This is a genomic window from Bradyrhizobium sp. URHD0069 (genome assembly GCF_000701345.1).
In the GTDB taxonomy this organism is placed as follows: Bacteria; Pseudomonadota; Alphaproteobacteria; order Rhizobiales; family Xanthobacteraceae; genus Bradyrhizobium.
This window is the reverse complement of record NZ_JNIJ01000022.1, coordinates 93,409-115,517: the sequence shown is the minus strand read 5'-3', so window position 1 is coordinate 115,517 and position 22,109 is coordinate 93,409. Positions and strand designations below refer to the sequence as shown.

Annotated in this window: 20 protein-coding genes, 1 tRNA gene and 2 pseudogenes; 9 read left to right on the top strand and 14 right to left on the bottom strand. The window is 59.8% G+C overall.

What is annotated here, in order from left to right; genetic code table 11:
* Positions 1 to 9 precede the first annotated feature (9 nt).
* The 3 genes from dnaG (at position 10) to N554_RS0115110 (ending at position 5,704) form a co-directional block, all read left to right on the top strand.
* Entirely contained in the window at positions 10 to 2,040 is a 2,031-nt protein-coding gene (gene dnaG, locus N554_RS0115125; RefSeq protein WP_029584237.1) for a DNA primase, read from the top strand.
* 238 nt (positions 2,041 to 2,278) lie between these two features.
* A complete protein-coding gene (gene rpoD / locus N554_RS0115120; RefSeq protein WP_029584236.1) occupies positions 2,279 to 4,426 on the top strand; it encodes an RNA polymerase sigma factor RpoD in 2,148 nt (715 codons plus the stop codon).
* Between the two features lie 450 nt (positions 4,427 to 4,876).
* The gene (locus N554_RS0115110; protein ID WP_029584235.1) at positions 4,877 to 5,704 is read left to right on the top strand and encodes a lytic murein transglycosylase; all 828 of its coding nucleotides are present in this window, start codon (positions 4,877 to 4,879) and stop codon (positions 5,702 to 5,704) included.
* Between the two features lie 243 nt (positions 5,705 to 5,947).
* Here N554_RS0115110 and N554_RS43020 read toward each other — a convergent pair.
* A pseudogene (locus N554_RS43020) lies at positions 5,948 to 6,088 on the bottom strand (acetoin dehydrogenase); the annotation flags it as partial.
* A gap of 273 nt (positions 6,089 to 6,361) precedes the next feature.
* Here N554_RS43020 and N554_RS39980 point away from each other — a divergent pair.
* From N554_RS39980 to N554_RS0115090, 3 genes are all read left to right on the top strand, one after another.
* On the top strand, positions 6,362 to 6,664 hold the full coding sequence (locus N554_RS39980) for a hypothetical protein (RefSeq protein WP_156041941.1): 303 nt from the start codon (positions 6,362 to 6,364) through the stop codon (positions 6,662 to 6,664).
* Between the two features lie 341 nt (positions 6,665 to 7,005).
* On the top strand, positions 7,006 to 8,220 hold the full coding sequence (locus N554_RS0115095) for a GGDEF domain-containing protein (RefSeq protein WP_051677508.1): 1,215 nt from the start codon (positions 7,006 to 7,008) through the stop codon (positions 8,218 to 8,220).
* 133 nt (positions 8,221 to 8,353) lie between these two features.
* Positions 8,354 to 8,977 carry a peptidoglycan recognition protein family protein gene (locus tag N554_RS0115090; protein WP_029584231.1) on the top strand — a complete coding sequence of 208 codons (624 nt, stop codon included), beginning with the start codon at positions 8,354 to 8,356 and terminating at the stop codon, positions 8,975 to 8,977.
* Positions 8,978 to 9,119: 142 nt separating this feature from the next.
* On the opposite strand, the gene rpoH is transcribed toward N554_RS0115090, so the two are convergent.
* Both rpoH and N554_RS0115075 read right to left on the bottom strand, forming a co-directional pair.
* A complete protein-coding gene (gene rpoH, locus N554_RS0115080; RefSeq protein WP_029584230.1) occupies positions 9,120 to 10,019 on the bottom strand; it encodes an RNA polymerase sigma factor RpoH in 900 nt (299 codons plus the stop codon).
* 216 nt (positions 10,020 to 10,235) lie between these two features.
* The gene (locus tag N554_RS0115075; RefSeq protein ID WP_029584229.1) at positions 10,236 to 11,216 is read right to left on the bottom strand and encodes an RluA family pseudouridine synthase; all 981 of its coding nucleotides are present in this window, start codon (positions 11,214 to 11,216) and stop codon (positions 10,236 to 10,238) included.
* 85 nt (positions 11,217 to 11,301) lie between these two features.
* On the opposite strand from N554_RS0115075, the gene N554_RS0115070 reads away from it, so the two are divergent.
* The 3 genes from N554_RS0115070 (at position 11,302) to N554_RS0115060 (ending at position 12,497) form a co-directional block, all read left to right on the top strand.
* Positions 11,302 to 11,637, top strand: coding sequence for a hypothetical protein (locus tag N554_RS0115070; protein WP_029584228.1), 336 nt, complete (start codon positions 11,302 to 11,304; stop codon positions 11,635 to 11,637).
* 132 nt (positions 11,638 to 11,769) lie between these two features.
* Positions 11,770 to 12,288: a DUF2846 domain-containing protein gene (locus tag N554_RS0115065; protein WP_029584227.1), complete on the top strand. Its 519-nt coding sequence runs from the start codon at positions 11,770 to 11,772 to the stop codon at positions 12,286 to 12,288.
* Positions 12,289 to 12,422: 134 nt separating this feature from the next.
* Positions 12,423 to 12,497 (top strand) — tRNA-Glu (locus N554_RS0115060).
* Between the two features lie 299 nt (positions 12,498 to 12,796).
* Here N554_RS0115060 and N554_RS0115055 read toward each other — a convergent pair.
* From N554_RS0115055 to N554_RS0115005, 11 genes and pseudogenes are all read right to left on the bottom strand, one after another.
* Entirely contained in the window at positions 12,797 to 13,564 is a 768-nt protein-coding gene (locus N554_RS0115055; RefSeq protein ID WP_029584226.1) for an SDR family NAD(P)-dependent oxidoreductase, read from the bottom strand.
* Positions 13,565 to 13,616: 52 nt separating this feature from the next.
* On the bottom strand, positions 13,617 to 14,606 hold the full coding sequence (locus N554_RS0115050) for a quinone oxidoreductase family protein (RefSeq protein ID WP_029584225.1): 990 nt from the start codon (positions 14,604 to 14,606) through the stop codon (positions 13,617 to 13,619).
* Between the two features lie 13 nt (positions 14,607 to 14,619).
* Positions 14,620 to 15,272, bottom strand: a pseudogene (locus tag N554_RS35880) (sulfite exporter TauE/SafE family protein).
* A 123-nt stretch (positions 15,273 to 15,395) separates the two neighbouring features.
* Positions 15,396 to 16,010 carry a glutathione S-transferase family protein gene (locus tag N554_RS0115040; RefSeq protein ID WP_029584224.1) on the bottom strand — a complete coding sequence of 205 codons (615 nt, stop codon included), beginning with the start codon at positions 16,008 to 16,010 and terminating at the stop codon, positions 15,396 to 15,398.
* Positions 16,011 to 16,084: 74 nt separating this feature from the next.
* A complete protein-coding gene (locus N554_RS0115035; RefSeq protein WP_029584223.1) occupies positions 16,085 to 16,405 on the bottom strand; it encodes a Rieske 2Fe-2S domain-containing protein in 321 nt (106 codons plus the stop codon).
* A complete protein-coding gene (locus N554_RS0115030; RefSeq protein ID WP_029584222.1) occupies positions 16,389 to 17,450 on the bottom strand; it encodes a 2Fe-2S iron-sulfur cluster-binding protein in 1,062 nt (353 codons plus the stop codon). Before N554_RS0115030 ends, N554_RS0115035 begins: the two co-directional genes overlap by 17 nt.
* A complete protein-coding gene (locus N554_RS0115025; RefSeq protein WP_029584221.1) occupies positions 17,447 to 17,812 on the bottom strand; it encodes a Rieske (2Fe-2S) protein in 366 nt (121 codons plus the stop codon). The genes N554_RS0115030 and N554_RS0115025 overlap by 4 nt, the downstream gene beginning before the upstream one ends.
* A 3-nt stretch (positions 17,813 to 17,815) precedes the next feature.
* The gene (locus N554_RS0115020; RefSeq protein WP_029584220.1) at positions 17,816 to 18,889 is read right to left on the bottom strand and encodes an amidohydrolase family protein; all 1,074 of its coding nucleotides are present in this window, start codon (positions 18,887 to 18,889) and stop codon (positions 17,816 to 17,818) included.
* Between the two features lie 33 nt (positions 18,890 to 18,922).
* The gene (locus N554_RS0115015) at positions 18,923 to 20,470 is read right to left on the bottom strand and encodes a tripartite tricarboxylate transporter permease (RefSeq protein WP_029584219.1); all 1,548 of its coding nucleotides are present in this window, start codon (positions 20,468 to 20,470) and stop codon (positions 18,923 to 18,925) included.
* A gap of 10 nt (positions 20,471 to 20,480) precedes the next feature.
* A complete protein-coding gene (locus N554_RS0115010) occupies positions 20,481 to 21,026 on the bottom strand; it encodes a tripartite tricarboxylate transporter TctB family protein (RefSeq protein WP_081851276.1) in 546 nt (181 codons plus the stop codon).
* A 62-nt stretch (positions 21,027 to 21,088) separates the two neighbouring features.
* Entirely contained in the window at positions 21,089 to 22,054 is a 966-nt protein-coding gene (locus N554_RS0115005; protein WP_245283613.1) for a Bug family tripartite tricarboxylate transporter substrate binding protein, read from the bottom strand.
* Positions 22,055 to 22,109: the final 55 nt, after the last annotated feature.

Below are 22,109 nucleotides of genomic sequence, written 5' to 3'. Positions count from 1 at the left end.
AAATCCCGCATGCGCTTTACGCCTCAATTCCTTGATGAGCTGCGCGCCCGGCTTCCGGTTTCGGAAGTCGTGGGCCGGCGCGTGAAATTGAAGAGGGCGGGGCGGGAGTGGAAAGGGCTGTCGCCGTTTCAACAAGAGAAGTCGCCGTCCTTCACGGTCAACGACCAGAAGGGTTTTTACCACGACTTCTCCTCCGGCAAGCACGGCGACATCATCAGTTTCCTGATGGAGACCGAGGGCGTGGGCTTCACCGAAGCCGTCGAGCGTCTGGCGGCGATGGCCGGCGTGCCGCTGCCTGCCGCCACGCCGGATGCGGCGCGTCACGAGCAGCGCCGCAAGACACTGCATGACGTGATGGAGCTTGCCGCGAAATTCTTCGCCGACACGCTGGCCTCGCGCAACGGCGCGAAGGCGCGCGGCTATCTCGGCGACCGCGCCATTTCGCCGTCAGTGCAGTTGCAGTTCCGCATCGGCTATGCGCCCGGCGAGCGCTTCGCGCTGAAGGAGCATCTCGGCTCCCAGGGCATTCCCGTGGAGGACATGGTGGAAGCGGGGTTGCTGATCGCAGGCGATGACATCCCGGTGCCGTACGATCGTTTTCGCGACCGCGTGATGTTTCCGATCACCGACTTGCGCGGAAGGGTGATCGCGTTCGGCGGCCGTGCGCTGGAAAAGGACGTCGCGGCGAAATACCTGAACTCGCCGGAAACGCCGCTGTTTCACAAGGGCGACAATCTCTACAATCTGGCGCCGGCGCGGCTCGCCACCCATAACGGCGCGCCGCTGGTGGTGGTGGAAGGCTATGTCGACGTCATCGCCATGGTCGGCGCGGGCTTTGCCGCGAGCGTCGCGCCGCTCGGCACCGCGCTCACGGAAAATCAGCTCGCGCTGCTCTGGAAGATGGCGGACGAGCCGATCCTGTGTTTTGACGGCGACAAGGCCGGGCAGAAGGCGGCGTGGCGCGCCGCCGACATGGCGCTGCCGCATCTCAAGCCGGGAAAGAGTTTGCGGTTTGCGCTGCTGCTTGAAGGCCAGGACCCCGACGATCTCGCGCGCTCCGGCGGGCGCGGCGCGATCGAGGAAGTGATTGGCGCGGCGCGCGGGCTCGCCGACGTGATCTGGTCGCGCGAAATCGAAGCCGGCACGTTTGCGACCCCCGAGCGGCGCGCGGCGCTGGAGGCGCGGATTCGCGAATTGTCCAACGGCATCGGCGATGAAGTGGTGCGGCGCTATTACCGCCAGGACCTGGCGGAACGCCTGCAGCGGACGTTCGCGCCGGAAGCCGGGCGCGGCGGCTATGGGAGAGGCGGATATCGCGCGGCTGGGGGCGCTTTCGGTGGCGAATCAGGCCGGCGCTTTGCGCCGCGCGGCTCGTTCACTCCGGGCGCCGCAGGCCGATTCGAGCCTCGAGGCGGCCGCGCGCAAGCCTCGGCCAGCAGCCAAACCATCAACCGCGGGCCCTATCAGGCGGCGAGCCCCCAGCTTGCGACCAGCTCGATCATGCGCGGCCAGCGCAGCGCGATCTCCCGCCGCGAAGCCTTGATTTTGCAGTCCCTGATCAATCATCCTTGGCTGCTGCACGACCACCTGGAAGAGGTGGCGGCGCTGGAATTGGCCCATCCGGAGGCCCACAAACTGCGCGCCGGCATCATCGCCGCTTTCGCCAACGACCATCACCAGAGCCCGGAGCCCTCCGAACAAGCCGAGAAAATGCGCGCCGACCTCGCCGCGGGCGGATTTTCACAATCTCTTCAAAGGGTTGAACGAGCAATCACGACTTCGGCGGTGTGGGGCACGCAAGGCGGCGCCGCGCGGGAGGACGTTCTTTCCACTTGGCACCAGCTGGTATCCTTGCATCGTCAATGGCACTCATTACTTAGGGAATTGAAGGATGCCGAGCGGGCCTTGGGAGATGAGGCAAGCGAGGCGAATTTGGCGTGGCTGCGTGACGTTAAGGCCCGAATGGAGGAAGTCGACGGCACCGAGGCCCTGATCGAGGGATTCGGGGAGTCTTCGGGTCGGTTCCAGCGGAGCGTTTGATTAAAGAATCATGCGGATGGGCGCGGTTGGGACCGCGAAATGACTCGCCAAATCCATGATTTGGCTGCAAAAACAGGGTTAATCGAAGCTTAGAACGTTACAGCTAAGAGCTTGAAATCGACGCGAGCAATGCAGGGGTGGCGATGGTTTGCGCCGCCCTTTGCGCGTCGTAAGTGACATCAGTAATTCAAGCGGGCGCGGCAACGCACCCGACATGAGCGCGTTTCGGGAGCAATGAATGGCCAGCAAGGCAAAGACGCTGCAGGTAAAGGACAAGGAAAAAGACGACAAGGCAGCGGACGCTCCTGAGAAGGATTCGCCGGACGCGCCCTCGCCGTTGCTCGACCTGTCCGATGCCGCCGTCAAGAAGATGATCAAGCAGGCCAAGAAGCGCGGCTTCGTGACCTTCGATCAGCTCAATGAAGTGCTGCCGTCCGACACCACCTCGCCGGAGCAGATCGAAGACATCATGTCGATGCTCTCCGACATGGGCATCAACGTTTCCGAGGCAGAGGACGCCGACAGCGAGGAAGAGAGCAAGGAAGAGGCCGAGGACGAGACCGACAACGAGCTGGTCGAGGTCACGCAGAAGGCCGTCACCGAGGTCAAGAAATCCGAGCCCGGCGAGCGCACCGACGATCCCGTCCGCATGTATCTGCGCGAGATGGGCACCGTGGAGCTGCTGTCGCGCGAGGGCGAAATCGCGATCGCCAAGCGCATCGAGGCCGGCCGCGAGGCGATGATCGCAGGCTTGTGCGAGAGCCCACTGACCTTCCAGGCCATCATCATCTGGCGCGACGAACTCAACGAGGGAAAGATCTTCCTTCGCGACATCATCGATCTGGAGGCGACTTACGCCGGGCCCGACGCCAAGAACAACATGAACTCGGCCGCGCTGCTTGGCGCGCCGGTCGCCGCCGACGGCCAGCCGCTCGGCGAAGCCAATGGCAATGGCGCGGCGCTGTCGGCGCAGGCCACGCCTGCGCACGTTGCTCCGCCGGCCGCGCCGCCGGCGCCGACCCCGTTCCGTCCCGCGCCGGCCGTTGAGCCCGAAGCCGAGAAGGATCCGGCCGAAGCCGCCGCCGAAGGCGACATGGATGACGATGAGTTCGAAAACCAGATGTCGCTGGCCGCCATCGAGGCCGAGCTGAAGCCGAAGGTGGTCGAAACCTTCGACAAGATCGCCGACAATTACAAGAAGCTGCGCCGCCTGCAGGAACAGGATATCGCCAACCAGTTGCAGAGCGAATCGCTGTCGCCGTCGCAGGAGCGCAAATACAAGAAGCTGAAGGACGAGATCATCGTCGAGGTGAAGTCGCTGCGCCTCAACCAGGCCCGCATCGATTCACTGGTCGAGCAGCTCTACGACATCAACAAGAAGCTGGTCTCGTTCGAGGGCCGTCTGCTTCGCCTCGGCGACAGCCACGGCGTCGCGCGCGAGGACTTTTTGCGCAATTATCAAGGCTCGGAGCTCGATCCGCGCTGGCTCAACCGTGTCTCGAAACTCTCCGCCAAGGGCTGGAAGAATTTCGTTCACCACGAAAAGGACCGCATCAAGGATTTGCGCCACGAGATCCAGTCGCTGGCCGCGCTGACCGGGCTTGAGATCGGCGAATTCCGCAAGATCGTGCACGGCGTGCAGAAGGGCGAGCGCGAGGCGCGCCAGGCCAAGAAGGAAATGGTCGAGGCCAATCTGCGGCTCGTGATTTCGATCGCCAAGAAATACACCAACCGCGGCCTGCAGTTCCTCGATCTGATCCAGGAAGGCAATATCGGCTTGATGAAGGCGGTCGACAAATTCGAATACCGCAGGGGTTACAAGTTCTCGACCTATGCGACGTGGTGGATCCGGCAGGCGATCACGCGATCGATCGCCGACCAGGCGCGCACCATCCGCATTCCCGTGCACATGATCGAGACCATCAACAAGATCGTGCGCACCTCGCGCCAGATGTTGAATGAGATCGGCCGCGAGCCGACGCCGGAAGAGCTTGCCGAAAAGCTCGGCATGCCGCTGGAGAAAGTTCGAAAAGTTCTCAAGATCGCGAAAGAGCCGCTGTCGCTGGAAACGCCTGTCGGCGACGAGGAAGACTCGCATCTCGGCGATTTCATCGAGGACAAGAACGCGATCCTCCCGATCGACGCCGCGATCCAGTCCAACCTGCGCGAGACGACTACGCGGGTTTTGGCCTCGCTGACCCCGCGCGAAGAACGCGTGCTGCGCATGCGCTTCGGCATCGGCATGAACACCGACCACACCCTAGAAGAAGTTGGCCAGCAGTTCTCGGTGACCAGAGAGCGTATTCGTCAGATCGAGGCGAAGGCGCTGCGCAAGCTGAAGCATCCGAGCAGGAGCCGGAAGCTCAGGTCGTTCCTCGACAACTGATGTCTCGCCTTACCCTGAGGAGCCGCGCAAGCGCGGCGTCTCGAAGGGCGGGGTCGGCACTTGCTTCGAGACGCGCGTTCCGCGCTCCTCAGCATGAGGCTACCGGGTGATCGTCATGCTCAGGCTCGACCCGGCAATCCATCGAAACAAAACGGCGGGCGAAAGCCCGCCGTTTCAGTATTGGCCCTTGCTTCACGCTTGCCGTGAGATCCGCGCAATCAATTATTGCAAATTGGAACTGTTGCTTTTCATTTAAGTAGTGGGGCAGGGTGAATAAGAGAAAGGCAGATAGAGTTTTGGACGGCAGAACTTAGGCTGAGCATCCAGTCCGCAAAGCGACACCAGAACACTACGTCTGCATCTAAGGTCGCTCGCGGATTTGACTACGACTTTGAGTCTTGCGAGCGACATGGCATCATGAGCGTTTCGTTGAAAAATAAGGACGCTACAATGAACGTTTTCAGAAAAATTTGTTTCCCGGTTGTCCTTTGTACGCTTGCCTCCACCTTCCTCCTCTCCACCCCCACCTTCGCCGCCCGCTGCGGCGGCGACTTCAACAGCTTCGTGGCGAGCATGTCGGCGGAGGCGCAGGCGGCGGGGGTTTCGCCAAGCGTGATCAGCTCGGCGCTGTCAGGCGTGACGCCCGATCCGGCGGTATTGAGTTTCGACCGGCGCCAGCGCGGCACTTTCAACAAGACCTTTGAGCAATACATTGCAACCCGCGTCGGGCCGGGACGGATCAACATTGGACGGGCGATGCTGCAGCGTCACGCCGCGTTGTTGTCGCGGATCGAGCAGCGGTTCGGCGTGCCGCCGCAGATCATCGTCGCGATCTGGGGGCTGGAAAGCGATTACGGCAAGGGCGACCTCGGCAAGATGCCAGTGATCCGTACGCTCGCCACCATGGCGCATGATTGCCGCCGCACTGAATTATTCCAGGGCGAACTGCTGGCGGCGCTGAAAATCGTGCAGCGCGGCGATCTCCCGTTGCGGGATCTGATCGGCGCCTACGCCGGCGAAATCGGCCAGACGCAATTTTTGCCGTCGTCCTACATCAAATACGGCGTCGATTTCGACGGCAACGGCCATGTCGATCTGCGCCACAGCGTGCCCGATGTGCTGGCCTCCACTGCCAACCTGCTGCACGTCTCCGGCTTCAAGAACGGCGCGCCTTACAGCGAAGGCACCGCGAACTTCGAGGCGATGCGCGAGTGGAACAGGGCGACGATCTATCGCAAGACCATCGGTTATTTCGCGGACCGGCTGGTGGGGCGGTAAGGCAGGGCGGGTCGAATGATCTATGGCAGCGGAAGCCGTCAGCCATCGTGCCGAAACGCGAGGCCGCGGCGTAGCGATGAGCGCAACTGCGCTCACGCTGGGGTCCCCGCGCCCGTGCGCAATTGCGCACTAGGCGGGGACGACATTGAGAGGCTACATCCAAGGTCCGTTACGATGTGCTTCCCGTCATTGCGAGGCGCGTAGCGACGCAGCAATCCACGTTTCCTGACGTTGGCTGTGGGTTCAGCTCTTCCCCGCCCGCGCCATTTTCTCCAACCGCCGCGCCAGCACCGCCCAGTAGGTGCTTGGCCGAAAGCGCTGCAGCAGGTCCATGAAGCGGGCGTCGTTGCCGATCAGGATGCGCGGCTTGCCGCGCTCGGCGCCAGGCTGGCGTTCGCGGAGCGGTGATTCCTCACCGTCATGCTCCGGCCTGACCGGGGCATCCAGTACTCCGCAGCGTTTGTTTTGCACTGTGCTCCTCAACCAGCGCTCCGGAATACTGGGATCGCCCGGCCAAGCCGGCCGACGACGAGTGGAATCAAGACGAGTGGAATCAAAAGGCGGGCTCAAGGCCCGCCGTTTTGCTCAAAACTGTTTTCCGATCGCACCGGGTGCCCGGGCGGAGCGTGAGCTCCACCCGGGCTTGAAAGCTACTTCTTGGACTTTTTCTTCGACTTTGCCTTCTTCGCCTTTTTTGCCTTCTTCGCTTTCTTAGCCATAGCATCCTCTCAAGGTTTAATGGATGGAAACGCGACACGAGGCATGCTCAGCGGAGGGCCAGCCTTGCAATATCCTCGAATGCAATCCCAACAGATTCGCGGCGTGCTGCCCCACACTGTCACGCCGTTGTCATTGCGTTATCCACAGTTGTTATGCGTTTTGATGCACTTTCATCCCCGTGATGCGCTCGGCGTCGCCAAACGAGCGCCGCATACGATCGAATTGTCTCGGCAAGGTTAACGACGCGCCAACGCTGCGGCGTATTCTGTATCGATCCGGATCAGGCGCCAGAACGCGGTCCCAGCCAAACTACAAATCCGGTCTGCGTCCGATCACGCTCGATTTAAAAATGGCGCATGATCTTGTCACCAAGCCCCTCAAACCCTCGGGTCAAGCCCGAGGGCATGCTTTGGCGGATCACGCGCATCTTCATGATTTCAAAACCACGGCGCGGATTGCTCCGCTTTGGTGAGAGTCCGTTAAGCGGCGCGGCTGCACTTTACCCGCAAGACAACGGGGATCGACATGGGTGGGCTGTTCGAGAACGGGGGAGGCAGGGCCATGCGCGTTCTGGCTTCGCGATGCTGAGCGTTCCGACGCTGTGGACGGTATTCGTCGTCAACTTTCTCGCGCTGAGCCTGATCTGGGCCTATGTGATGCGCAGTTACCCCAAGTTCGAGGCCGCCCCGTTCTGGACCGGCTCGGCGTTTGCCGCAGCCCTTGGCGCGGCGCTGGCGATGCTGCGCGCGGTCTTTGTGGAATCGCTGGTGCCACTGCTGGCCGGCGCTGCCGTGCTGATTTTCGCCGCCTGCCTTGCCGCGATGGGCATCAAGCGGTTTTACCACCAGCCGACATCGTGGCGCGGCACCCTGCTGATCACCGGACTGAGCTTCGCCGGGGTCATGTTCTTCACCTTCGCCTACGACAGCATACCGATCCGGGTCGTCATCTATTCGCTGGGCCAGTCGCTGCCGTTCGCGCTGACGCTAAAACTATTGCTGTCGCGGCAGGATGACCGCAGAAGCCCAGGCGCCCGGCTCGCAGGCGTCGTCGCGGTTCTCATGATCACCGTTTATGTCATCCGTGCCGGCGGCAGCCTGCTGCAATCCGGCGGCGATTTCTCGTTCATGAGTAACGGCCTGGTGCAGGCCTCTATGAGCCTGGTGCTGATGTTTCTGTCGCTGGCGCTCAATTTCGGCTTTCTGCTGATGGCGATCGACCGGCTGCGTAACGAGGTCGCCGATCTGGCGCTGCTCGACGATCTCACCGGCGTGGGCAACCGGCGGCGCCTGTTGCAGCGGCTGACCGAGGAATGCGCGAGGTCGGAGCGCAACGGCGAGCCATTCGCCTTGCTGGTGATCGATCTCGACGACTTCAAGGCGGTCAACGACACCTACGGCCATGCCGCGGGCGACGCCTGCCTGCAGCATTTCACCCTGATGGCGCAGACCCGACTGCGGGCCGGCGACATGCTGGCGCGCACTGGCGGCGACGAGTTCTGCATCGTGCTGCCCGCCTCAACGCTGCGCGAGGGCGCGATGATCGCCCGCCGCATCCTGCAAGTTTGCCGCGATGACGCCGAGGGCTGCGTCGGCGCCGATATCCCGATCGCGGTCTCGATCGGGGTTGCGCAATGGACCAGGGAAATGGGCTCGTTTCCGGACCGGCTGATCGCCGCCGCCGACCACGCGCTTTACGCCGCCAAAAAGGATGGCAGGAATCGCCACGCGGTTTACGACCCCGCGCCGCCGCTGGTGCCCGCAAGCCACAGCGGGACGATGCCGCAGATGGCGTAAAGCTTTTTCGGTTCTGATTGAATCAGAACCAGGCTCCAGCTCTTTTGTTTGATGCGCTTCTTTCACGCGAACCGGTTTCCACTTCGCTCGAAAACGCTCTAGACCTATCTGCGGTAGAATACGCGCAACCAGTATGAACCTCCGCCTGCTTGTTACGGCGCTCTGCGTCGTCGCGATCCTCACTCCGGCGACGGCCGAGACGCCTGATGTCGCGGCGATCGCGCGTGTCTCGGGCAGGCCCGAAATCCCGGGGCTGAAAATGGTCTGGCTGGCGCCGTGGGGCGAGGTATCCAAAGCGCATCGATGGCGCAACATCATCGTCCACCAGACGGAGGGGCCGGCGGGCTCAGCTCGCTCTGGGGCGCTGGCGCAGGCCAAAAGCCCGGCGCGGCGCGGCGTCACGGTCTGGGTGGAAACCGATGGCACGGTATATTGGGCGGTGCCGGAGAATCTGGTGCCGACCCATGGCGACGGCGCCAACCGCAACGACAATAAGTACATCGACAACGCGCCGACCTTTCGCCAGGTGATCGGCAGCAATTCGATCGGCGTGGAGTTCGCCGGCAATTATCCCGACGTGGCGCGCGGCGCCACCGCGGCGCAGATCGCGGCGTGGCGGATCCTGGTGAAGGTGTTGCGGGCGCGTTACGACATTCCGCTCGACCGGGTCTATGCGCACAATTGGATCGACTACAAGGACGCGCGCTATTGCGAAGGCTGCGCGCTGGCGACCCTGGCGCGGCAGTCAGATTTTTAGCTTGGTCATTCCCCGATACGCAATTGCACCTCTGAGGGCGCCCCGCTTTCGCGGGGCATGCCGAGTGCATTGAAGCGGTTGCGCCCAACAAAAAAGCCGGCGTTGCCGCCGGCTTTCAAGTTTCGTCTCGACACCGCGAAAATTAAAGCGCGGCTTCCATAGCGGCCTGTTCCTGCCGGGCGATCGTGCCCTTCACGGCCGACTGCACCTTCTCGAAGGCGCGGACCTCGATCTGCCGCACGCGTTCGCGCGACACGCCGAATTCGGCTGCGAGGTCTTCCAGCGTCATCGGCTCTTCCGCCAGACGCCGCGCCTCGAAGATGCGGCGCTCCCGCGGGTTGAGCACGCCAATCGCGCCGTTCAGCGCCTGCCGGCGATGATCGAACTCCTCGTGCTCAGCCATAATGGCTTCCTGGTTAGGCGCGGTATCGACCAGCCAGTCCTGCCATTCGCCGGCTTCGCCGTCGTCGCGGATCGGCGCGTTGAGCGACGCATCGCCGCCGAGCCGGCGGTTCATGTCGATCACGTCCTGCTCCGTCACGCCGAGGCGCTTGGCGATCAGCTTCACCTGGTCGGGGTGAAGATCACCCTCGTCCAGCGCGGAGATCTTGCTCTTCGCCTTGCGCAGGTTGAAGAACAGCTTCTTCTGGTTTGCGGTGGTGCCCATCTTGACGAGCGACCACGAACGCAGAATGTACTCTTGTATTGACGCCTTGATCCACCACATGGCGTAGGTAGCGAGCCGAAAGCCCTTATCGGGCTCGAACCGCTTGACCGCCTGCATCAGGCCGACATTGCCTTCCGAGACGACCTCGGAGATCGGCAAGCCGTAGCCGCGATAGCCCATGGCGATCTTGGCCACGAGCCTGAGATGGCTGGTGACAAGGTGATGTGCCGCGTCGCGATCGTCATGTTCGCGCCAGCGTTTGGCGAACATGTATTCCTGCTGGGGTTCCAGCATCGGGAATTTACGGATCTCGGCGAGGTATCGAGATAGGCCGGATTCTCCATTGAGAACCGGCAAGGTAGCTGTACGGGCCATTCGAGCGCCCTCCAGTGGTTCAAGCCCCCGATAGCGGCGGGCCAGGCAGACGGACGCTGTGTTAAAGCCGCCCGGACTGCGATGTTCCGCGTTGGATATTCAACGCAAGTGCAGCATACACCAAATCGACCGGCATTTGGAAGGATAACGGGGGTCACGTCCCCGTGTGACAAGCTTAACTTATTGTCATGATAGCGCTTTTCCAACCGTCCTGCGTCATTGCGTCGCCCGCAGCGCGCTCTTCAGAAGCAGCAAATCCTTCGGCAGAGGCGACTCCCAATGCAAAATCTCCCCGGTTTGGGGGTGTTCCAATACCAGCAGGTATGCATGCAGCGCTTGCCGGTCGAGGGCGGCGAGGGCGGCCTGACTTTTCGCGCCCAGATGACTGGATTTGGTTTTGAAATGAGGGCCATAGACGCTGTCGCCCATCAGGGGATGGCCGATATGGGCAAGATGGACCCGGATCTGGTGGGTGCGGCCGGTCTCGAGCTGGCAGGCTAGCAACGCCGCGACCGGCTTGCCGGAGCGCCCGCCGAAGCTTTCCTGAATTTCCCAATGGGTGACCGCCTCACGCCCGCTGTCGCGCACCGCCATTTTCTCCCGGGCATGCGGATGCCGGTCGATCGGCGCGTCGATGGTGCCGCTCTGGCGGTTCGGCACGCCCCATATGAATGCCATGTAGCCGCGCCGCATCGCGCCGGTGCGGCCGTGGTCGGCGAATTGCTCGGTCAGCGATTGATGGGCGCGGTCGTTCTTCGCCACCACCATTAGCCCCGTGGTGTCCTTGTCGAGCCGGTGCACGATGCCCGGGCGCTTGACGCCCCCGATGCCTGAAAGGCTTGCGCCGCAATGGGCGATCAGCGCGTTGACCAGCGTGCCGGTCTCGTGGCCCGCGGCGGGATGCACCACCAGGCCTTTGGGCTTGTCGATGACGATGATGTCGTCATCCTCATAGACGATATCGAGCGCGATATCCTCGCCCGCGGGCTCGGCGGCGACCGCCTCCGGCACGTCGATTGTGATCGTATCGCCGACGGTGACATGATAAGCGGGGTCGCGGATGGGGGCGCTTCCCATGGTAACGGAGCCTGCGAGGATCAGCGCCTTCAGCCGCGAGCGCGACAGCTCCGGACGGCGCACTGCGAGCACGCGGTCGAGCCGGATCGATCCCTCGTCGCCGGCGACGGTAACCTCCAGTCTCTGACCGCTATTCGAAGATGAGCTTTGTTCCAAAGAAGAGCCTTGTTCCAAAGAAGAGCCTTGTTCCAAAGAAGAGCCTTGCATGACCGAAATAGTTGCGCCCGAACCGACCCCCGAGCAGGCCGCGTTGTTCGCGCGGGTGCGGCGGATGATGCTGATTGCGGGCCTTACCACGGCGCTGGCGGTTGCGGCCGTTCTGACCGCTATCGGCTATCGCCTTTTCCGCGCCGAGGGAAGCGCTGTTGCTGCCACCGACGTCACGGCGACACTGCCGAAAGGCGCCCGCATCGTCGCAACCGGGTTCGCGGGGGACCGGCTGGTGGTGACGCTGGATATCGGCGGCATTACCGAAATCCGCACTTTTGATGCGCATACGCTAAAGCCGACAGGCAAGCTGAAATTTGCCAACGAACCGTGAAAAACCGATCCCGAAAAGGACTGCTGCTGCCGCGGACAAAGGGCCGGGGCGCAAGCCCCTTTCAGGCGAGCGTTGCCAACCTAAACAACTTTTGATTTAGATCGCCGAAGGGGACATCGGCTGAGATTGGGAATGGGGAAACTCTATCGTATCGTCATCGCGTTCTGTGTTGCCTTCCAGTTGGCCGCATGCGCCGGAACTTCATCGATTGAATCTCAATCAAAGCAAAGGGACTCGCGGCTGGCGAGAATGTACTTCCTGCGCGAGCAGGGAGTTCTCGGCGCTTTGGGCGGAGCGGCACCTGCGGCAGAAATAAAGATCGATGGGAAAGCCGTCGGATCGGTAACCAACGGTTCCTACATCTTTGTCGATCGTTCGCCAGGGCTTCATAAACTTTCTGTTCAGTCTGGAATATCTCTCGCGTTCGAAACCGAAGTTCAGGTCGAGGCCGGCAGAGCGTATTATTTTAACATCGGGGTGCCGAAGACGGGGGCTCCCGGAATGGACCTTCTGAATCAAGCCTATGCGGGCGGCAGCGGGCAGCAGATGCGTGCTCAATCCCCAATGAGCTCCGGATTTTCAGGAGCAGTCTTTTACAGTCTTGACCCTTCCGCCGGCGCTGCCGCGATTGAACGCCTAAAAGCGCCCTAAACCAGATCCGCGGACACTTCCGTGCCCTGATCCCGGTCTGCTGAAGTTCGCTCGCAGATTCCCGTCGTGGGCGAGCCATGATCTTCAGCCGCCTTGCAGCCGGCCGCTTTCGAGGCTATTCCCTGAAGCCGCACGCTCCCTTCGTCTAGCGGTTAGGACGCGGCCCTCTCAAGGCTGAAACAGGGGTTCAATTCCCCTAGGGAGCGCCAGTGATTTCAAGGGCTTACCTGATGATTTCGTAAATCGCGGTGGCCTTCTTTTCAGGTCTTCCGCGCCGACTCCACTACTCTGGTTTCAGGATCCTCGTTGGTGGGGGATCGGCGCAACTGGTTTTCTCTCGGTGACGGGTCTCTTGCTTCAGTGGCGGTATCGCAGTTCGGACAAGAAAAACGATGCGGCTTCGGGGCTTTTCGATGGCGACATAGAGGACCCGATCATAAGCTTTTTCGCAAAAGCCCTATCAATTGCGTACTGGCTAAATTTTCCACAGTAACCGAGCTTCGCTATTTCAATCGAGCTCACCGGCGCGCGCTTTGGTCGATACCCAGCCACCATCCACCTTCAGCTCTGCACCCGTGATATAACTCGACTCATCGAGCGCAAGAAACAAAGCAGCATTCGCGATGTCCTCTGGTGTCCCCCAGCGCCCAACGGGGGTTTCTTTGCCCCAATTATTTTCTTCGTCGGTTGCTTGCGACGCATTCATCGGCGAATTGATCGATCCGGGCGCGAGCGCGTTTACCGTGATTCCCATGCCACCAAGATCGATCGCCATCGCGCGCGTCATGCCAAGCAAGCCCGCTTTGGCCGATACGTAAGCAACCCTGTTCGGCCGCCCAACGAAACTGGCGATGGAGGCAGTGTTGATGATTCTGCCGCTTCCACCCTGTTTCATGAACGGCACCACCGCGCGGGCGCATAAAAACGGACCCGTCAGATTCGTTGCGATCATGACGTTCCAGTCCGCATCCGAATGATCGAGGAACGGCTTCACGATGCGCACACCGACGTTATTCGCAAGAATGTCGATCCGTCCGAATTGCTTATGAATGTCCCGCGCCATCGCATTGGTTGAGGCCGAGTCGGTGACATCGACGCGGATACTCGTAGCCTTGCCGTGAGCTGCAATCTCGACCACAGCCGCCTGCGCCTTGCCCTCGTCGATATCGGCAACAACGACATTTGCGCCCTCGCGCGCGAAAGCCACGCACATGGCCTTCCCGATACCGCTCGCACCACCCGTGACGATTGCGACTTTTCCATTTAAGCGATTCATGAATTTCACTTTCTGTTTTCTTCGACGTGTATGCGCGTTTGATGCGTTGAGGTCAGGATACGCGAAGCAACAATTTGCCCCGCGTTTTGCCAGCTTCCAGATATCGATGAGCGTCCGCGGCGTCGGCCAAGGCAAACTCCTTGTCGATCGTCACGTCCAGCCTTCGTTCCAAGTACAGACGGAACAGATCGTCGGTTCGTTCGCGGATTTCCGCCGAATTCGCCATATAGTCCGCAAGATGAGGCCGTGTGAAAAATACCGAGCCTGCTTCTGCCAGCGCCAATGGCTCAACCGCATCAACGACTCCCGAGCTCGCGCCGAACAGTACGCAAAGACCGCGTCGTCTTACCGAGCGGATGCTTTTCATAATGGTGTCTCGACCGACCGAGTCGTAAACAACGTGAACACCCTCGCCCGATGTCAGGCGCATGATTTCTTCCTGAAAATCACGGTCTCGATAAAGAATGCAGTGATCTGCTCCTTGCTTGGTGGCGATCTCCGCTTTCTCCTTGGTGCTCACGGTTGCAAATACGGTCGCTCCCGCATTTTTGGCCAGTTGTATCAGCAACTGACCGACGCCACCGGCGCCCGCATGAACGAGGCAGCTCTGCCCCGGCTGAAGCGGAAACGCCGAGTGACTTAAATAGTGAGCGGTGCAACCTTGCAGCATGAGGGCCGCCGCGATGTTAAACGGCACATTGACCGGAACAGGAACCAGCTTCCACGCCGGAACGGAAACAACATCGGCGTAGGTTCCTCGCGACAGGCAAAACGAAACGCGTTGCCCACGTTCCAAGCCGATAACCTCCTCACCAAAAGCTTCAACGACGCCAGCCGCCTCCATCCCGATAATCATCGGAAGAGGAGTTTTGTAAGTGTGCGAGCGCGCATAGGTACCGTTGCGCATATAAACATCGATAAAGTTCACGCCCGCGTAAGCGATTTTTACGGTCGCCTCTCCTGGGGCAGGCTGAGGAGCCGAGACGTCTTCGATCCTGCAGACAGAGGGATCGCCAAATCTACCAATGCTGATTGCTTTCATCGACTCTTCATTCTCAAAAATATGGGACCAGTCCCTTGATCGTCACGAGTATTCCCGTAGCAGCTACAGAGAGGATCGAGATCGTCCGATATTTCTGCGCATCGATACGAACGAATAAATACGCTCCGAGGATCTGGCCCAATAGAAGTCCCGGCAGGCCACAGGCGGCGATGACGACGCATTCCCTCGTCACGACACCCCGCCAGACGCCAATAACCAGGCTTGCAGTCCCGAGCAGCAAGAAGAAAAGAGATAAAGTCGCCCTGCAACGCGCGGCCGTCCACGAAGACGCCAAAATCAGGACGATCAGCGGCGGCCCCGCCATTGCGACGGCGCCTTGCATGAGGCCACTCAGCGCTCCAGCCCCCAGCAATTCGATCGGCCGCGGCGGTCTGTTGATTTTGATCCGAACGCCAGAGTGATAGTCGACAAGACAACGGCCGCGCCAACCACAAGACGCATCACGTCGGCAGAAGCGTTCGCGACCAAATACAGACCGGGGACAAGCGCCGGCACCCCAGCGATCCAGGCGATTCCCGCCGCGCGAAAATCGGTATCCGGCCAATCCCGAAACACCGTCGGAAGCCCGGAGGGTATCTGGAGAAGAATCGCAACCGGCACAGCGATAGAAGGCGGCATCACAAACGCCAGCAACGGCGTCGCCACGATGGCAAACCCGAATCCTGTCAACCCCCGCAGAAATGATGCGAGAGCAATGAAAAATGCACCGCTCAGAACGATGGCCCAGTCCACGGAGCTAGCCTCTTCGTAACCGCATCTGGATCGTCTTCACGGCTTGCCGATCGCGACGTGCCTTTTGAACCCGCCCCGCCCGGCGAGTTCTTCATGGTATCGCCGGACACGGTCATCAAGAGAATCTGCGTTGAGAAGCGACACGTGACGATGCAACATCACGCCGAGACATACATCCGCTGCGCTCATTGCCGATCCGAACATGAAGTTTTTCGGCGGCAGGGCATTGGCAAGAACTGTCTTGAAAAGTTTGTTGAGGTTCGTTGTGGTGTCTACCACGATCCGCTCGTCGCGTTTATCACCGAGCCGGGTTTGAGCGAAAAGCGTCTGCAAAAGCGGATTGAGCGTGCCAAGCTGCCAATCCATCCATTGCGACACTTTCGCCGCGCTTGAGTGATCTCGACCGGCGAACTCCTTCTCCGGAACGCGCCCGGCGAGGTAACGAATGATGGTGTTGGATTCCCAAATCTTGGTATCACCATCGACGAGCACCGGAACGAGACCGGTCGGATTCATCTGACGATATTCGAGAGTATCCGTTTTTCCGAATGGGCCTCCGTAGTCCTCCCGCGACGCCTCCAATCCGAGTTCGTCCATGGCCCACAAAACTTTTCGTACATTCAACGAATCGGATCGCCCCAGAAGTTTCATCGCGGTTTTCCCGTTCTCTTATTTGATAGAACTGTTCGACGACATTTCCTTACCAACTCGCAATGTGGGGCGAATTAGGCGCGGATCAGCCATTTACCGTTCTCCTGACGGAGTTCGAAAATCTCGAGCGGCGCCTCTGCAACACCCATTTCTTCCCCTGTTTCGATGTTCCACTGCCAGAAATGCAGCGGACAGGTCAGGACGTTGCCGTCGAGCATTCCCTCAGCAAGCGGCGTCGCTTGGTGCGGGCAATCGGCACAACATGCGCGCAGACCACTCTCGCTTCTGATCAACAAAACCAGCTTGCCGCTCGGCAGCGCGACCTCTCTCATCTCGCCGACCGCGAGGTCATCGAGTTTACCTAGCGACTGCCAGACCTCAACCAAAACGGTCATATCGAATCTCCGTTGGGCTTATCCTGCGTTCGGCGACAAGGACACGCAGCGTTGCGTTGACCATGATGGGAGGCCCGGCAACGAAGAACAGCGGGCTTTTCATTTGAGCGAGACCTGAACTGCTGCCTGCATCGAAGCTCGCGCGCACGACGTCGTGGACGAAGCCTCCGGCAAAATCCAGCGAGGGATAGCGAGCAGCCAATTCTGCGGAACATGGTACATTCGAAAATGCGACCGTCACCCGCAACCGTCTCTCCGACCGGACGACAGCGGATGAAAGCTCATCGAGCAAATAGCCGCTCTCGGCATCGCGCAAACCGAAGAAAATATGCGACGGATGTTTTTCAAAATGGTCCTTGGCAAGAGCGTGATCGAGAATTGCAAGAACACCGGCAATCCCCGAACCGCCGGCGATCGCGATGAATGGGCGATCTTCATCGCTTGAAAAGGTCGCGCGGCCGAGTGGGCCAAAAACAGAAACCTCGTGGGACGTTGACGAATCGTTAAACAGCGCCCCCGTGAATGCACCGGCCGGGTCTTTGCGAATGAGAAAGCTCAGTTCTGATTTCTGCGGCTGATGCTCCGTCATTGAGTAGGCGCGTGGTCCGTTGACATCCAAACCCGAAATCAGGACAAATTGACCTGGCTTGTAAGCTATTGGATCGTCCAGCGTCACTGTGAACGATGAAATCTCCGGAGTGAGCACGCGCGTGCGTGATAGCGTGCCGCGCATCACGGCGCATGGCGGATCGCATGGCGGCGTGAAAGCCGCCCGCAATGTCAACGCGACCGGGCCATCGGCAGCCGACTGGCATAGCAATGTTTCCGCCGGATTGCGGCAAACCTTTGCGCCGGGGGCATTCGGCCACAGTCGACGCACCTCACCGCTCACGACGGTGGCTTTACAGTTGCCGCAAGTGCCTGTCGCGCATTCGTGCGGAAGACCGAGTCCTGCGGCCAGGCCTGCCTGAAGTAATCGTTGTCCGCTGGCAGCCGGGAACGACGCGAGAACACCATTTTTATCGGATATGTCGATGGTGATCATATCGTGACCACAACATCATCGCCTTCGACCTCCACATCAAAAAGGCGGAGCTTCATCGGCAGATGACCGGTGCCCGGGACAACCGAACGGCCGTCGATCAAAGAGAATTCGAAGCCATGCCACGGGCATCGCAATGTCTCACCATAGTCGCAGAACGCCAGCTCATTTGGCGCTTCGCTTTCGGTCCTGCCGGAAATGCACCCGTGTTCGAGTCCGGCGCCCTGATGCGGACACCGCCCTCCCATCGCACGAACCTGTCCCGAAGGTAATTTTGAAACGATAATGGGAGTCCGCCCGATTTTTGCTGGCGTGATCTTGCCGACATCCAGTTCGTCAAACCTGCATACGATGTGTTTTGCCATCTTCTACTCTGCCGCCTGGTTCGGGATTGTTTTGTCGTGCATGTCGAGCTCGTAGAAATTGGCGGCGTTCTTCCAAATGATTTTCTCGCGCGTTGCTTCAGGAATCGCTTTCGGAATCGCGGCATTCGGATCGTCGAAATCGAAGTGCGGATAGTCCGTCGAGAACACGAGAATGTCGTCGGTGCCCATGAGATCGATCAACTTCATCCAATCTCCGCTGGAAATATCCTCGGTCGGCTGCGTCGACAGCCGAAGTCGTTCGCGACAATGCTGGCTCGGCAATTTCTTGATCCAAGGCACCTCGACGCGGCCCTGACGATACTCACGGTCCATGCGCCACATCACGTGCGGGAGCCAGCTGAAACCGCCTTCGAGGATCATGAACCGAAGATTCGGATAGCTGTCGAACACGCCATTGGCGATCAGACTGATAACTTGCGGCATCAGCGAGATCGGGATGAGGCAGTGTCGCTCCATATAATGGAGTCCCATCCCATAGGGGCCTTGGGCGAATGTGGTGTGATGAAACGCGACCATCAGCCGGTTGCGCTCCGCAGCGACGAAAATCGGTTTGTACATCGGATGCCCGTAGGCGATGTCGTCCACGACCGGGAGCATGACTTGGCGCATCTGCGGGTGCGCCGCCATTCGATCGATTTCGCGCGCAGCCGCCTCGGGATCGCGAGCGTTGATCTGAATGCTTCCAATGAACCTTTTGTCCTTGGAAATCCAATGTTCGACGACATAGTCGTTGTAAGCACGAGCCAGTGCCGTTGCGAGGCCGTACTGCAATTTGAGACCGGTCGGATAAAAATATCCCGTCAATACTGCGTAGGTCAGGTTATACGGATCGAGCAATTGCGCGCGCATCACTGAGTAATCGGAAACCGAAGCCGATCCGTCCGCACTCCGCACGTCGGCGCGATTTCCATTTCCTGGCGAGGTATAGGCGAACGGCTGACTGAATCCTCTCCATGCGCCGGCTGCGATCCAGCTTTTGTAGGGTTCAGGAAGATACGGCACCAAGTCCGTCAAGCTTGAAAAACTTTCGTGGACGTCGGTATCGATGATGCGCATGGTTATCCTCGTAGTTTTCACAAAGGCAATTGCTTAGCCGGAGTTTGCCGATATCGCAGCCTCCACCAACGTCACCTGACGTGACCGCCGTCTTGACTGAAGTGCGCTCTTGATCATCGGGAACACCAGCGACACCAGCGACAGCAACATCAACACTGCGCTGATCGGTGATTGGAAGAACACCGTCCAGTCATCGTGAAAGGTGATCATGCTTCGCGTGAACGAATCCTCGGCAATGGGGCCAAGGATGGCGCCGAGCACCATCGGCGCGACCGGCAACTTCACACGCTCCATGATCCAGGCGATGACGCCGAAGACGACGACGATCCACAAATCCGACATGCTGTTGCGATCGGCAAATGCACCGATCAGCGCGAACAACGCGATGACGGCGATCAGAATGCCCTGCGGCACCTTCAGAACCTTGATCACGAGGCGGATCCACACGAAGCCAAGGAGGCACATGCCGATCACCGACACGAACATCGACGCCAGAATGGTGTAAACGATCTGCGCGGACTCCGGGTTCTTCAGCATGAACGGACCCGGCTGGACGCCATGCAGAAGAAACGCCGCGAGTATGACCGCGGTCGCACCGCTGCCTGGCAGACCCAGCGTCAGCAACGGCACCATGTGACCAGCGACAGATGCCGTCGATGCAATCTGCGGCGCGACAATTCCTTCAGGAATTCCTGTACCGATCTGGCGCCCGCGTTTGCCGTATTGCCTTTCGATGCCGTACGACACGAATGACGAAATCGTCGCTCCCGCGCCGGGAATGAGACCGAGCAACGTGCCGATAGCCGTGCTGCGCGCAAATGTTGCTCTCAGCCCCCATAACTCCGACCATGACGGAAGGCTCGTCGCGGTGCTTCCGACCGCCGGTAACGTGATGGATTTAGAGCCCTGCCCGATCTTGTCGAGAATTTCCCCAAAACCGTACATACCGACCAGCACCATCACGAACGGCACGCCGTTGAGGAGAACATCCGAGCCGAACGTGAAGCGTTCGGATCCATAGGTACTGTCGATTCCGATGGTAGAAATCAGCAAGCCGATGCACATGCTGATGAGCGCGTTGGGCAGAGATTTGCCGGCTAGCGCTACCACCGTGGTCAAGCCAAAGAAGACGGCCGCAAAATACTCCGGCGCACCAAAGCTCAATGCAAGCCGGCTCAGCGGGCCCGCCAAGCTGACCATGACGGCTGACGAGACAAGCCCCCCGATCAGCGCGGCGACGAGCGCCCAGCCGAGCGCCTTTGCCGCTTCTCCCCTCATCGTCATCCCCCATCCGTCCCATAACAGGGGAACGTCCATGGGCTCGCCCGGTATTTTATAGAGGATCGCCGTGTAGCAGCCCGCATATGTCCCAGACATATAAATGGCCGTGAGCAAGATGATCGACGTCTCCAAGCTCATTGAATAGGTGAATGGCAAGGCAAGAACGACGCCCATCACCAGACCAAGGCCAGGCAAGACCGATACGGCCATCCCGACACAAAGACCGATCACCAGCGCGATCATGTCCTGCCATTTGAAGACCTCAACAAAGCCCTTCAAAAGAAGGTCGAAGCTATCCATTTCATTGCCCTCAGCGAACGCCGACCAGTGTCATGACAACCAGGGAGATTTTCGCGAACGGCCCTTCACCCAAGGGCAGAGCGACGTAAATCAACTTCATGAAGAAGAAGGAGAATGCGAAACTCAGCACCACCGACATCAGGCTCACGAATATCGGCCGACGAATTCCGCCGAGCCACATCACGCATCCCAGATACAAGACCGTCGCAACGAAGAAACCGCAGATGTCGAGCAACAAAAGATAGGCGACTGTTGCCGCGGAAGCCCCCGCCACGAGCAGTGGATGCGCCTCCATCTGCTGCGAGAAGCCTCCATCCGTATCGTCCGCTTGCGTCGAGGCAGCGGAGCCTCTTCTTGCCACGGCGATCCGTCGAACAATCTCGAAGCCGCAAACTGCAATCAGCATGCCGATGATGATCTTTGGCCATCTTTCGGGACCCATCTGACCGGGGACCGCGGCGTAAGAGATTTGATCTGCGATGTAATAGAGACCAATGCCAACGCAGATGATGAAGACGTAAGGCCCGAAGTCTGCAAGCCACTTGGCGGCAGACATCGAACTGCCAGAGTCAGCATTGCCGGGCATAGGGGCGTTGTCTGAGCTGTCGAGCATGGCCGCTACTTCACGAGGGCGGCATCGGAATTGGCTTGCGAAAGCTGGCTCGCCTCGGCGAGCCAGTCCTTCATGAACTTCAGACTCTCCGCCGGCCCGATGAAGCTGTTTTTCTCGGCGTATTGCAGCTTCAGATAATCACGAAACTCATTGGTGTCCGCGGCCTTGGCGAGCGCTGCAGACAAAGTTTTCACGATCGCCGGATCCGTGCCGGCGCGAGCCACGATCACACGAAACTGTGGAAGAAAAACATTGTAGCCAAGCTTGCCGGAATACGGCACGTCCTCAAATCCCTCGACAGGCTTTTTGCTGAAGAAGAGAACCGGCTTGATCTGCTTGCCGTCGATGAAACTGCGAATGTCGCCGGCCTGCTCGTAAATCAGATCGCTCTGCCCGCCGACAACGGAAGCATACCGCATGCCCGGTTCGGCAAACGATACGCTCTGAAATTTCATCGCCTTGTTCTTGAAGTAATTGACGGACATGTCGTCGGGGCTGCCGTAGCCCGTCACCGCCATCCGCAATTCCTTATCGCCGACGATCTTCTGAACGTCGTCCCATGTTTGGAGGGACCCCGTCGCATTCGCGAAAAAACCCGACGGCTGCTGGATCATCACCGCGAGTGGCGTGATCTGATCGAGTTTAAAACGCGCATTTTTGGCGATGAACAGCGCGAATGTGTCGCCGGTCATGACCTCAACCGTGTAACCGTCGGCCGGGGACGTCACGAGTTTGGTGTGACCGGTCTGACCTGTCGCGCCGGGCATGTTGATGATCGGCACCGATACTTTCAGTTCGGGCTCGACCAATTTGCTGACAATTCGCGCCAACTGGTCGGCGCCGCCCCCGGCTCCCCAAGGCACGATGAAGGTGATGGGACGCGAAGGAAACGTCTCAGCCATCGCTGATACGGGGCCGCATACGCCAGCTATCAAAACCGCGACTTTGAGGACCATCCGAGGCCGCAACATGGTGTTTCTCCCTGATTTTATTTATGAATTTTTATTTTTAGGCCGTTTTGACCCA

Coding starts and splice junctions, on each gene's coding strand:
- dnaG (WP_029584237.1), top strand. CDS start 10: ATGCGCTTTACGCCTCAATTCCTTGATGAGCTGCGCGCCCGGCTTCCG.
- rpoD (WP_029584236.1), top strand. CDS start 2,279: ATGGCCAGCAAGGCAAAGACGCTGCAGGTAAAGGACAAGGAAAAAGAC.
- N554_RS0115110 (WP_029584235.1), top strand. CDS start 4,877: ATGAACGTTTTCAGAAAAATTTGTTTCCCGGTTGTCCTTTGTACGCTT.
- N554_RS0115095 (WP_051677508.1), top strand. CDS start 7,006: ATGCTGAGCGTTCCGACGCTGTGGACGGTATTCGTCGTCAACTTTCTC.
- N554_RS0115090 (WP_029584231.1), top strand. CDS start 8,354: ATGAACCTCCGCCTGCTTGTTACGGCGCTCTGCGTCGTCGCGATCCTC.
- rpoH (WP_029584230.1), bottom strand. CDS start 10,019: ATGGCCCGTACAGCTACCTTGCCGGTTCTCAATGGAGAATCCGGCCTA.
- N554_RS0115070 (WP_029584228.1), top strand. CDS start 11,302: ATGACCGAAATAGTTGCGCCCGAACCGACCCCCGAGCAGGCCGCGTTG.
- N554_RS0115065 (WP_029584227.1), top strand. CDS start 11,770: ATGGGGAAACTCTATCGTATCGTCATCGCGTTCTGTGTTGCCTTCCAG.
- N554_RS0115055 (WP_029584226.1), bottom strand. CDS start 13,564: ATGAATCGCTTAAATGGAAAAGTCGCAATCGTCACGGGTGGTGCGAGC.
- N554_RS0115050 (WP_029584225.1), bottom strand. CDS start 14,606: ATGAAAGCAATCAGCATTGGTAGATTTGGCGATCCCTCTGTCTGCAGG.
- N554_RS0115040 (WP_029584224.1), bottom strand. CDS start 16,010: ATGAAACTTCTGGGGCGATCCGATTCGTTGAATGTACGAAAAGTTTTG.
- N554_RS0115035 (WP_029584223.1), bottom strand. CDS start 16,405: ATGACCGTTTTGGTTGAGGTCTGGCAGTCGCTAGGTAAACTCGATGAC.
- N554_RS0115030 (WP_029584222.1), bottom strand. CDS start 17,450: ATGATCACCATCGACATATCCGATAAAAATGGTGTTCTCGCGTCGTTC.
- N554_RS0115025 (WP_029584221.1), bottom strand. CDS start 17,812: ATGGCAAAACACATCGTATGCAGGTTTGACGAACTGGATGTCGGCAAG.
- N554_RS0115020 (WP_029584220.1), bottom strand. CDS start 18,889: ATGCGCATCATCGATACCGACGTCCACGAAAGTTTTTCAAGCTTGACG.
- N554_RS0115015 (WP_029584219.1), bottom strand. CDS start 20,470: ATGGATAGCTTCGACCTTCTTTTGAAGGGCTTTGTTGAGGTCTTCAAA.
- N554_RS0115010 (WP_081851276.1), bottom strand. CDS start 21,026: ATGTCTGCCGCCAAGTGGCTTGCAGACTTCGGGCCTTACGTCTTCATC.
- N554_RS0115005 (WP_245283613.1), bottom strand. CDS start 22,054: ATGTTGCGGCCTCGGATGGTCCTCAAAGTCGCGGTTTTGATAGCTGGC.